We start from the raw sequence: 11,002 nt of genomic DNA on the forward strand, positions 1-11,002 counted from the left end.
AAATCAGTTCAATTTTTAGCACCTGTCTGTCTTAAAGGAGCAAACTACTATGACTGCACGCGTTGTGCTTGCCTACTCTGGCGGTCTGGATACTTCCGTCGCCATTCCCTACTTGGCCAAGATGACCGGCGGCGAGGTTATCGCTGTGTCCCTTGACCTTGGTCAGGGCGGCGAGGATATGGAATCTGTGCGCCAGCGTGCTCTCGACTGCGGTGCTGTCGAGTCCATCGTTGTCGACGCAAAAGATGAGTTCGCAGAAGAGTACTGCTTGCCCACCATCAAGGCGAACGGCATGTACATGAAGCAGTACCCGCTGGTGTCTGCTATCTCGCGCCCGCTCATCGTCAAGCACCTTGTAGAGGCCGCTCAGGCCCACGGTGGTACCCATGTTTCGCACGGCTGCACGGGCAAGGGTAACGATCAGGTGCGTTTCGAGGTCTCCTTCCGCGCATTGGATCCGGCACTGGAAATCATTGCGCCGGCGCGTGACTACGCCTGGACCCGCGATAAGGCCATTGCCTTCGCTGAGGAAATCAACCTTCCGATCGAGCAGTCCGCTGCGTCCCCGTTTTCGATTGACCAGAACGTGTGGGGCCGTGCGGTCGAGACCGGCTTCCTGGAAGATCTGTGGAACCCGCCGACAAAGGACCTCTACGCTTATACCGAGCAGCCGGACTTGGGCAATGCCCCGGACGAGGTGACCATCACCTTTGATAAGGGTGTTCCTACTGCGATCGACGGCAAGCCGGTGACCGTCCTTCAGGCCATCGAGGAGCTCAACCGCCGCGCTGGTGCACAGGGCATTGGCCGTCTCGACATGGTGGAGGACCGCCTGGTGGGCATCAAGTCCCGCGAGGTCTACGAAGCTCCTGGCGCCATGGTGCTCATCAAGGCCCACGAGGCGCTGGAAGATGTCACCGTGGAGCGTGAGCTGGCCCGCTACAAGCGCCTCACGGACGCCCGCTGGTCCGAGGAGGTCTACGATGGTCTCTGGTTCTCGCCGCTGAAGCGCTCCCTGGATGCTTTCACCGAGTCCACCCAAGAGAACGTCACCGGCGATATTCGCATGGTTCTGCATGCCGGCACCGCCACCGTCAATGGCCGTCGCTCTGGCCAGTCGTTGTACTCCTTCGACCTGGCCACCTATGACACCGGTGATACCTTCGATCAGACTGCGGCCAAGGGCTTTGTCCAGCTGCACGGTCTGTCGACGCAGATCTCCAACCAGCGTGACCGCGACGGCGGTTTCCCCACAGGCAAGTAAACCAGCACAGCCAAGGTCAAGATAAGGAAACGATGCACAAGACTAACGAGGGCGCGTTGTGGGGAGGCCGCTTTTCGGGCGGCCCTTCCGAGGCGATGTTTGCCCTGTCCGTATCCACCCACTTCGACTGGGTCCTCGCCCCCTATGATGTGCTGGCCTCCAAGGCCCACGCTAAGGTCCTGCACAAGGCTGGACTGCTGTCCGACGCCGACCTGGACACCATGCTCAACGGCCTGAGCGAATTAGGGGAGAAGGTTGCTTCTGGTGAATTCACCCCGCTGCCGACAGACGAGGACGTCCACGGCGCGATGGAGCGCGGGCTCATCGACATTGTTGGCCCCGAGGTTGGTGGACGCCTGCGCGCTGGACGTTCCCGCAACGACCAGGTAGCCACCCTGTTCCGGATGTGGATTCGTGACGCCATCCGCGATATCGCGCTCCAAGTCACCGACTTAGTGGAAGCCCTGGCTGATCAGGCCGAGGCTCACCCGGATGCCATCATGCCGGGCAAGACCCACTCCCAAGCAGCGCAGCCAGTTCTGCTAGCGCACGAGCTGCTCGCACACGCCCAGCCGTTGCTGCGTGATATTGAGCGCCTCCAGGATCTGGACAAGCGCTTAGCCGTGTCTCCTTATGGCTCGGGTGCACTCGCTGGTTCCTCGCTGCACTTGGACCCGGAGGCTATCGCCGAGGAGCTCGGTTTCGACTCCTCCGCAGAGAACTCTCTGGATGGCACGGCAGCACGGGACTTTGCTTCCGAAACGGCCTTCGTCCTTACCCAGATTGCCGTGGACATGTCGCGCCTATCCGAGGAGATCATCTACTGGTGTACTCCAGAGTATGGCTACGTCACCTTGGATGATGCCTGGTCCACGGGCTCGTCGATCATGCCGCAGAAGAAGAACCCGGACGTACCGGAGTTGACCCGCGGCAAGACCGGCCGGCTCATCGGCAACCTTACCGGGCTGCTGGCAACGCTTAAGGCGCAGCCCTTGGCCTACAACCGTGATCTGCAGGAGGATAAGGAGCCCATCGTCGACTCGGTGGCGCAGTTGAACCTCTTGCTGCCGGCGATGACCGGATTGGTCGAAACCCTGACCTTCCACGAAGATCGCATGCGCGAGCTCGCACCGCGCGGTTTCACTTTGGCCACTGATCTGGCTGAGTGGATGGTGCGCCAAGGCGTTCCTTTCCGCGAGGCTCATGAGGCCTCCGGTGCGTGCGTGCAGATTGCAGAGTCCCGCGGCGTTGACCTGGTGGATCTCACTGATGAGGAATTGGCGGGCGTCGACAAGCGCCTGCTCCCAGAGGTTCGCGAGGTGCTGACCATTGATGGGGCAGTGGCGTCGCGCTCCACTAAGGGCGGCACCGCCGGTATCCGCGTGGTGGAACAGCGCGAAAAGGTTCGCGAGCGTGCTCGTGGCGCGCGCGAATGGGCGCAGATTCCGCTGCGCTAAACCCGCCAGCTTCTTAAACCGCATGGTCCTTATGACCATGCGGTTCTTTTCTTATGTGGGGGTGACGCAGAGCGCTCTTTTCCACTGCACATAGTTGTCGTGCACCACAAAACGGGGGTACACGTGAGGTGTGTCTCATAAGGTTCCTATAACGTTTCCTTAGGGAATGCGAAGCTCCATCGCGTTCCGGATTCGGAAAGGACTATTTTCCTTATGACTGAAACACTTCGGCCGCCCAACACGGAGTCTCATGAGAAAGAGAAAGCGGTCTATGCTTCGGAAGACCACGGTCTCCAGAAGGGGATGAGCAACCGTCAGCTGCAGATGATTGCCATTGGCTCTGCCATCGGCACCGGGTTGCTGCTCGGCACCGGCGGGCGCCTACAAACGGCGGGACCGTTCCTCGCCGTCTTGTACTTGGTGTGTGGATTCTTCGGCTACATCATTCTGCGCTCGCTCGGCGAACTCATCGTGTATCGCCCGAGTTCGGGTTCCTTCGTCTCTTATGCGCGTGAGTTCTACGGTGAAAAGACTGCCTTCGTGACGGGCTGGCTTTACTGGGGAAATTGGGCAGCCACCTTGGTGGCGGATGGTACCGCGGTGGCTATCTACATCAAATGGTTTGGGCAATATACCTCGTGGTTGGACGCGGTTCCGCAGTGGCTGCTCGCCCTCGGCGTCGTATGTAGCATCCTTTTGTTCAACATGCTCTCGGTGAAGATCTTTGGCGAACTGGAGTATTGGTTCTCCATGATCAAGATCATTGCGCTGATCATCTTCATGGTCGTGGCGATCGGTGTGGTCATACTAGGCCACCCCAACGGTGATCCAACCGGGTTCAGCCTTATTACTGATGCCGGTGGTTGGCTTCCTAATGGCCTGTTGCCTGCAGTAATTGTCATCCAGGGCGTTGTCTTTGCCTATGCAGGCATCGAGTTGGTAGGTACCACGTCGGGTGAGACAAAGGACGTCGAAAAGCATATTCCGCGTGCGGTGAATAGTGTTCTATTCCGTATCGTGGTCTTTTATTTCGGCAGCGTGCTGCTGCTGACCCTGGTTTTGCCCTGCACCACCTACGTCACAGAAGTATCGCCATTCGTGACCTTTTTTGAGTCACTTGGCGCAGGTTATGCTGCGCCTATCTTCCAGCTGGTGGTAATCACCGCTGCGATTTCCTCATTGAATGCCGGTCTGTATTCGACGGGCCGCATCATGTACAACATGTCTACTGCTGGCTCCGGGCCCAAATTCGGTGCCCGCATGTCCAAATCTGGCGTTCCTTATGGAGGCATCGTGATGGCCGCCTTCGTCGGTCTCGCTGGTGTGTTTCTTAACTATGTGGTGCCCGAGATGGCTTTCGAGATCGTGTTGAATCTGGCCGCGCTGGGCACGTTGGCGTCGTGGGCCGCCGTGGCCATGTCGCACATCAAATTTGTGCACCTGGCAAAGAAGGGGCGCTATACCCGTCCAAATTATCGCTCGCCCTTCGGCCAAGCAGGTGATTGGTCTGTGCTTGCCTTCATCGCGGTGGTCATTATCCTTATGGCTTTTGACTACCCAATCGGAACCTTCGCTCTGGCCTCTACGCTGCTTCTCATTCCGGTGTTCGCTGCCATGTGGTTTGCCTGGCGTGAGCGTATCTACACCATCGCGGCGGAGAGGAAGGCCAAGCACCTTCCCACCTCACGCTTCCCAGCCGCGCCGCAGACGGACCTTCACCCGAAGAACTAATACAAGAATCAAGATCGGAGATTGCAATGAACCATGCTGTCAAGTTCGTAGATGCAGAGAATATGGCGCGCTGGATACAGCGTGAGGGAGTAGAAAACATCATTATCGGAATGGTGGACTACCTTGAGGCGGACTACCGCGAATGGGAGCGATCCGACAAAATCGCACGCGTGGCTTCTCACACCCCGTTCGGCGTCATCGAACTCATGCCTACCTCCAATGGCAAGGAGTACTCCTTCAAGTACGTCAATGGTCATCCTTCGAACCCCGCACGTGGCTTTCAGACGGTAACTGCTTTTGGCGTGCTTGCTGACGTCGACAACGGTTACCCCACGTTCGAGGCCGAAATGACTTTGCTTACGGCACTGCGCACGGCGGCCACCTCCGCCATGGTGGCAAAGCACCTAGCCAGAAAAGACTCCAAGCGTATGGCCATGGTGGGGGCTGGCTCGCAGTCAGAGTTCCAGGCCCTTGCATTCCGCGGTGTAATGGGGATCGATGACATCGCTATTTATGACATTGACCCGAAGGCAGTAGAAAAGTTCCAGCGAAACTTGGAGCCATTGGGATTCAACATCACAGCTTGCTCAAGTGTTGATGAAGCCGTACAGGGCGCCGACATCATCACCACCTGCACGGCCGATAAAGCCCAGAACCAAATCCTGGCCGAGCATCACGTCACACCTGGCGTGCACCTCAATGCGGTCGGCGGTGACTGCCCGGGCAAGACCGAGCTAGAGAGCTCAATCTTGGACAAGTCCAAGGTCTTTGTTGAGTTCCCAGAACAGACGCGCATCGAGGGCGAGATTCAACAGAAGCCGGCAGACTTTCCAGTGGTCGAGTTCTACCAGGTACTTACTGGGCAGGCGACGGGCCGCGAAAGCGATGACCAGATCACGCTTTTCGACGATGTCGGATTCGCCATCAATGACTTTTCTGCCCTTCGCTACCTTCGTGATTCTGTAAGAGGCACTGACTTGGAGTCAGAGATCGATATCATTGCCAACCCGGAGGATCCTAAGGATCTCTTCTCATTGGTCGCGAACGTGCCTTCGCTTCTTTAGCCCAATGGTCGGGACAGAGTCGCCGCCCTTTTCTCTGTCCCGCTGTGGCCGCATTGATCTCTGCAGTTCTTATTAAGGCAACCGCTTTCGGATAGCAGCAGCGGGGGACTGCATCGGGGGTGCGCGATCGGTAAGTCGAGCACCATGGCGGAGTGCCTTTTATGATTTAGGTCATGAGTAGCGCACAGCCGGGTGGACGAAAGAAGTCAGTTATCGTAGCCCTCGCCTTCCTGGTTGTCGCTATCGTCTCCGTGGTCGTGGGGCGTGGCTGGATTTCGATGCCCAGCTTTAGCTTTCCCAGTTCGCCCTCCTCGCATCGCGACCTCCTCCACGTGAAGGGTGCCATCAGTCCGGAAGATGAGGAGTTTTTTAAAGCCGCGGAGCAGCAACAAGTATTTGCAGAGGTTGGCATCTCGGTGGCGTATGACGTTTTCTCGCCCCAGGACTTGGTAGAGATTGCTAGCAGGCCCGACCCTGACTATGACTTCGTCATGCCCGTCGTGGATGGCGCGGCACGTGTTGCTGAGACGAAAGATAAATTCACGACCATCACTGGGGCCGACCCCGGCTCGGTGGTTGCATTCTCTACGCCACTCATCGCACTGGTCTATACGGATTTGGTGGGTGATATGGAATCTCAAGGCTTGGTGGTTGACAACGGCGGTAACAAGTCCCTCGATCTTGCAAAATTGAACGAGATGTCAAAGGAAGGCACACGCTGGCGCGATATTAGCCCGTCTTTTGGATCTCCTCGCGTTGTCGATGTTGCGGTTCCCAGCCTCCGCGAATCCAATGCAGCTCTGCAGTATGCCGCCCTGATTCGTTCCGTCGGGGGAGGAGCAGGCGGTGATGATGCCATGCAGCGACTACTCGTCGGTCAAGGACACGGAGAGGCTAGCACGCAGGGAATTTTTGATACCTACCTGCGTCTTGGGAAGGGCGAGATGCCCATGGTGTTGGCCACCGAAGCCGAGTACGTAGCCGAACTTATAAAGCAATCAGATTCTGAGGGCAGTACGAAGCTCAAGGACTACACTCCCTTAGCTCTCGTCCCAGGTGCAATGCTGACCTCCACCGTCGTCCCGCAAACGGAGGAAGGTGAGGCTTTCGCCGCCGCCGTGAGTGACCGTTCAATTCAAGGTGTTGCCGCGATGCAGGGATACCGCACGGAGCCGACCAGCATCTTCGACAAGCTGGTCGCCGACGTGGAGTACAGCCCTCTCCCTCTGCCAACTCAACAACCTCCCACGTCTTGGCAAGACTTTGAAGCCATTCAGCAAGAGCTGGGATTAATCACGGGAAACGAACTCCCGGAAAGGATGATGTGAATGTTGCGATCCCTGAAGGCATTCGTCGCCGTGTCGTGCATGATGACTCTTGCTGCTTGTTCCGCTGTCAGTGGAAACAGTTGGCTCGACGACTCAACCTCAAGCGAGCAAGAGCAAGACGGTGACCTGAAGATTGTCGCCGCAACGGAGCTTGCACCGCTGGAGCCGGTCCTGGAACAGGCCTCCGAGGAGCTCGGCTTTGATATCACCATGACCACGGAGTCAGGCACGTTGGAGAACTCCCGTTCGCTGCAACAAGGAACCTTTGACCGTCACTATGACGCCACGTGGTTCGCCACCAACCGCTACGCCCGCATCATTGGTGCCGATAGCAAGTTGGGAAAGGAATTCAGCGTCGCGCGCTCACCTGTGGCGTTGGGCGTGCATAAGGATATCGCACGCAAGCACGGATGGGACACCACGCAGCCGACCTGGCAGGAGATTTCAGATTCAGGTATCACCTTTGGGATGACCGACCCATCAACGTCGAACTCGGGTTTCTCCGCCTTGTCTGCGGCCACCACCGCTTTCGCGGACACTGGCCGAGCGCTAACGGAGGAGGATATCTACAAGGCTTCGGACAAGGTCCAAGACCTGTTTGGTAATCAGACGCTCACCTCTGGCTCCTCGGGGTGGTTGGCGGATCGCTTCCGCGAGCATCCGGAGCAAGCGGACGCGATTATTAACTACGAATCCGTGCTCTATCAGCTCCAGGACGAAGGCGCAGACCTACAAGTGGTCATTCCTTCCGATGGTGTCATTTCCGCGGATTATCCACTCACGGCCCTTCATAGCTCCCCAGACGATGACGCAGAAGCTAAGGTGCAGGCGTTGGCTGATTGGTTGCGTGATTCTTCCCAGCTGCTGAAGAGCTACCACCTGCGTGTGGACAATTCCGATCTGCCGGGCACCATGTTCGAGCTTCCTTATCCCGCTAACGAGAAGACTGCACAGGCGCTGGAGGCCGCATTCGCCCACGAGCTGCGCAAACCCGGCAACACGTCTCTTGTGCTGGATACCTCGGGTTCTATGGAAGGTGAGCGTATCGAGCTTCTCAAGAGCAGCTTGCGCCCGCTTATCGACGGCTCTGCGGACGGCAATACCGCAGAACAAGGCCAGGTTGCCTTCCGTAACCGCGAGCAAATCAAGCTCATGCCGTACTCGTCCGAACCTCAGCCAGTGACCCGCGCGGTGATGGATACCGAAAACATGGGCTCGGTCAAAGAACTGGCGGATCGAGTAGAGGATTTGCAGGCCGACGGAGAAACCGCCACGTTCGACTCAGTGCTTAAAGCCTTTGATGAGCTGAGCACTGGCGACGGCGATATTGGCACCGTGGTGCTCATGACCGACGGTGAGGTCACTCGCGGCCGAACCTTTGCTCAGTTTAAGGAGGCGTATGAACAGCTCCCACCGGACAAGAAGGATATCCCGGTGTTCGTCATCTTGTACGGTGAAGCCAATGTTCAAGAGATGGAGGAGCTAGCCCAACTCACCGGCGGCAAAACCTTCAACGCCATCGACGGTGATCTGGCCGGGGCCTTCGAAGAAATTCGCGCTTATCAGTAAATCACCCTCTCCATTGTCAAGGAAGGCAGGCATCCATGGACGACGTAACCCCTCGCAAGGTAATTGCCGCAGTTGTAGTGACGGTGCTCGTCGCTGCCTTGCACTTCCTCACTGGCGGCGGCCTGGGATTCCTTTGGCCAATCGTGGCGGCCAGCTGCGGCGCGGCAGCCGGATTTCTCATCCCGCCGGAGAGGCAGGGCAAGGAGCTTCCGGCCCCTCCGGTGTCTGAGGCGGACCGGCTGACCACAAGCCTGAAGAGCACTCGCTACAGCCTGCACCACCGAGACACTCCGGCGCCCGTAGATCGCGCGTGGACGGAGTTCGACGCCTCGGCAACGTGGGTGCTCAACAACTGGGACAGGCTCGATGATGCCCCAAGTCAGCAGTCCCTTGTCCGCGACATGATTGAGGAGCACTCGAGCAGTTTGGTGAAGTCCTATTTAGAAGTAACGGAACTCAACGAGCCCGCAGCGGTCAAAGAGGTAACTGAGGCGCTGGGGATACTCAATCGAGAGATGACGGAGATTCGTGACGCCATTGCCCAGAACTCGGTCCGTGGCCTGCAGGATCACTCCATGGCGCTGAAGCTGCAATTTGGTGGGACCACTCCTTCTGCAGATTCCAAGGAGGTGTAGGGTTGGCGGGTATGAGTCTTGATCCGAAGCTGCTCGACATTTTGGTGTGTCCGCAGGACAAAGGCCCGCTGAACTACCTGGAAGAAGAACAGGTACTGGTCAATGACCGGCTAGGGGTGGCCTATCCCATTGAAAACGGTATTCCCGTCATGCTGGCCGATCACGCAACACCGTGGCCGCCAACTGACGACGATGCCTAAGACGCATCCCGCGAATTTAGTGGTCTTTGCGAACACTTATCCCGTCCAGCCGGAATCGAAGTAAAAGGAGCCTCCATGAACATCATTGATGAGCTGCAGTGGCGCGGCCTCATTAACCAGTCCACAGATCTCGACGCCCTCCGCGCGGCTTGCGAGGAACCCATCACTCTATATTGCGGTTTCGACCCCACGGGTGACTCCTTGCACGCGGGCCACTTGGTGCCGATGATTATGCTGCGCCGTTTTCAAAAGGCCGGGCATCACCCAATCGCCCTCGCTGGTGGCGCTACGGGGCAAATCGGCGACCCGCGGGATGTGGGGGAGCGCTCCATGCTTTCGCAGGAGACCATCAATGAGAATATGGTGGCTATCAAGAAGCAGCTGCGCCAGTTCATTGACTTCGAGGGTGAGAACGCGGCGACCATGGTCAACAACGCGGACTGGACTTCTCAGATGTCTGTCATTGACTTCCTGCGCGACGTGGGAAAGAACTTTTCTTTGAATACGATGCTGGACCGTGACACGGTCAAGCGTCGCTTGGAGTCCGACGGAATCTCGTACACTGAGTTCTCCTACATGCTGCTTCAGTCCAACGACTACGTGCACCTGCATAACGAGCTGAATTGTGTCCTGCAGATCGGCGGTGGCGACCAGTGGGGCAACATCGTATCCGGCGTGGATCTCAACCGACGTGTCAACGGTGCGAAGGTTCACGGCCTTACCGTTCCGTTGGTTACGGACGCCCAGGGGCAGAAGTTCGGTAAATCCACCGGTGGCGGAAAGCTGTGGTTGGATCCGGAGAAGACGTCCCCGTACGCGTGGTACCAGTACTTCCTAAACGCTGGCGACTCTGTGGTCATCGACTACCTGCGTTGGTTCACCTTCCTTGATCAGGAAGAGATTGCTTCCTACGAACAGAAGGTCGCGGACGAACCATTCCGTCGTGAAGCGCAGCGCAGGTTGGCCCAGGAGATGACCACATTGGTGCACGGTGAAGAGGCTACGAAGGCTGTGGAGCTAGCAGCGCAGGCACTGTTCGGCAAAGCTGAGCTCACTGATTTGGACGAAAATACCCTGGCTGGTGCCTTGTCTGAGACCACTGTGGCAGAGATTTCCGCAGGGGAGCCGCGAACCATTGTTGATTTGTTGGTTGCCGCTGGCTTGGCCGATTCGAAGGGCGCTGCCCGACGCACCATCAAGGAAGGTGGCGCGTACGTCAACAACAAGCGCATTGAGTCTGATGAGTGGGAGCCGGACGCTACGGATCTGCTTCACGGTTCGTGGCTTGTTCTGCGACGAGGAAAGAAGAACTTCGCCGGTGCCAAGCTCAGCTAACAACCGGTCTTCTTAGTCGGAGCAGACCATGCCTATCCCGCCGCCTTGTGCGGCGGGATTCGTCGTTTTTCTAGACCTGCGATTCACAACCGGGATAAGAACTGCTCGAAAAAGCATGAATACCTGGGGATTTGTTGTTTGTTGGGGGTGTGCGTATATTTATCCGAGTCGCCGCGAGACGCTGGTGACACGGAGATTAACTCCCAGTTGACAAGGTTTAAACTTGTTTACTAGAGTGTGAACTCCAGCCGCTCAAGACGGTGAATGATAAAGATTCATTGCGCTGAGTGTGCGAACGATGTTTGAGAACTCAATAGTGTGCCAATGTACTTTTGTGTTGGTTGATTTTATTCATGCTGGCCGTGATGCATTGTATGTGTGTTGTGGTTGGTGTATGCCGGATGGCGCTTTTCCTTTAG

The 11,002-nt window shown here is 57.3% G+C and carries 9 protein-coding genes; all 9 read left to right on the forward strand.

From position 1 onward, the window contains the following. The first annotated feature begins 49 nt into the window (after nucleotides 1-49). Nucleotides 50-1,264, forward strand: a complete 1,215-nt coding sequence (locus HMPREF2912_RS05090; protein ID WP_010190050.1) for an argininosuccinate synthase — start codon at nucleotides 50-52, stop codon at nucleotides 1,262-1,264. Nucleotides 1,265-1,296: 32 nt separating this feature from the next. Then, nucleotides 1,297-2,721 carry an argininosuccinate lyase gene (gene argH, locus HMPREF2912_RS05095; protein ID WP_010190047.1) on the forward strand — a complete coding sequence of 475 codons (1,425 nt, stop codon included), beginning with the start codon at nucleotides 1,297-1,299 and terminating at the stop codon, nucleotides 2,719-2,721. 213 nt (nucleotides 2,722-2,934) lie between these two features. Beyond that, on the forward strand, nucleotides 2,935-4,452 hold the full coding sequence (locus HMPREF2912_RS05100; RefSeq protein WP_070683470.1) for an amino acid permease: 1,518 nt from the start codon (nucleotides 2,935-2,937) through the stop codon (nucleotides 4,450-4,452). A gap of 26 nt (nucleotides 4,453-4,478) precedes the next feature. Next, on the forward strand, nucleotides 4,479-5,516 hold the full coding sequence (locus HMPREF2912_RS05105; RefSeq protein WP_070683472.1) for an ornithine cyclodeaminase: 1,038 nt from the start codon (nucleotides 4,479-4,481) through the stop codon (nucleotides 5,514-5,516). Between the two features lie 173 nt (nucleotides 5,517-5,689). After that, nucleotides 5,690-6,844: a hypothetical protein gene (locus HMPREF2912_RS05110; RefSeq protein WP_070523136.1), complete on the forward strand. Its 1,155-nt coding sequence runs from the start codon at nucleotides 5,690-5,692 to the stop codon at nucleotides 6,842-6,844. Then, nucleotides 6,845-8,413, forward strand: coding sequence for a vWA domain-containing protein (locus tag HMPREF2912_RS05115; RefSeq protein WP_070523133.1), 1,569 nt, complete (start codon nucleotides 6,845-6,847; stop codon nucleotides 8,411-8,413). A gap of 35 nt (nucleotides 8,414-8,448) precedes the next feature. Continuing rightward, complete coding sequence (locus HMPREF2912_RS05120) at nucleotides 8,449-9,048, forward strand: hypothetical protein (protein ID WP_070683474.1); 600 nt, start codon at nucleotides 8,449-8,451, stop codon at nucleotides 9,046-9,048. Nucleotides 9,049-9,059: 11 nt separating this feature from the next. Then, a complete protein-coding gene (locus HMPREF2912_RS05125) occupies nucleotides 9,060-9,248 on the forward strand; it encodes a Trm112 family protein (protein ID WP_070523125.1) in 189 nt (62 codons plus the stop codon). Between the two features lie 75 nt (nucleotides 9,249-9,323). Next, nucleotides 9,324-10,583 carry a tyrosine--tRNA ligase gene (gene tyrS / locus HMPREF2912_RS05130; protein ID WP_070523122.1) on the forward strand — a complete coding sequence of 420 codons (1,260 nt, stop codon included), beginning with the start codon at nucleotides 9,324-9,326 and terminating at the stop codon, nucleotides 10,581-10,583. Nucleotides 10,584-11,002: the final 419 nt, after the last annotated feature.

It is taken from the genome of Corynebacterium sp. HMSC056E09 (assembly GCF_001813425.1).
GTDB lineage: Bacteria > Actinomycetota > Actinomycetes > Mycobacteriales > Mycobacteriaceae > Corynebacterium > Corynebacterium hesseae.

What these genes read in the sequence shown, in the direction of transcription:
- HMPREF2912_RS05120 (WP_070683474.1), top strand. Translation starts at nt 8,449, where the DNA reads ATGGACGACGTAACCCCTCGCAAGGTAATTGCCGCAGTTGTAGTGACG.
- HMPREF2912_RS05115 (WP_070523133.1), top strand. Translation starts at nt 6,845, where the DNA reads ATGTTGCGATCCCTGAAGGCATTCGTCGCCGTGTCGTGCATGATGACT.
- HMPREF2912_RS05090 (WP_010190050.1), top strand. Translation starts at nt 50, where the DNA reads ATGACTGCACGCGTTGTGCTTGCCTACTCTGGCGGTCTGGATACTTCC.
- argH (WP_010190047.1), top strand. Translation starts at nt 1,297, where the DNA reads ATGCACAAGACTAACGAGGGCGCGTTGTGGGGAGGCCGCTTTTCGGGC.
- HMPREF2912_RS05105 (WP_070683472.1), top strand. Translation starts at nt 4,479, where the DNA reads ATGAACCATGCTGTCAAGTTCGTAGATGCAGAGAATATGGCGCGCTGG.
- tyrS (WP_070523122.1), top strand. Translation starts at nt 9,324, where the DNA reads ATGAACATCATTGATGAGCTGCAGTGGCGCGGCCTCATTAACCAGTCC.
- HMPREF2912_RS05100 (WP_070683470.1), top strand. Translation starts at nt 2,935, where the DNA reads ATGACTGAAACACTTCGGCCGCCCAACACGGAGTCTCATGAGAAAGAG.
- HMPREF2912_RS05125 (WP_070523125.1), top strand. Translation starts at nt 9,060, where the DNA reads ATGAGTCTTGATCCGAAGCTGCTCGACATTTTGGTGTGTCCGCAGGAC.
- HMPREF2912_RS05110 (WP_070523136.1), top strand. Translation starts at nt 5,690, where the DNA reads ATGAGTAGCGCACAGCCGGGTGGACGAAAGAAGTCAGTTATCGTAGCC.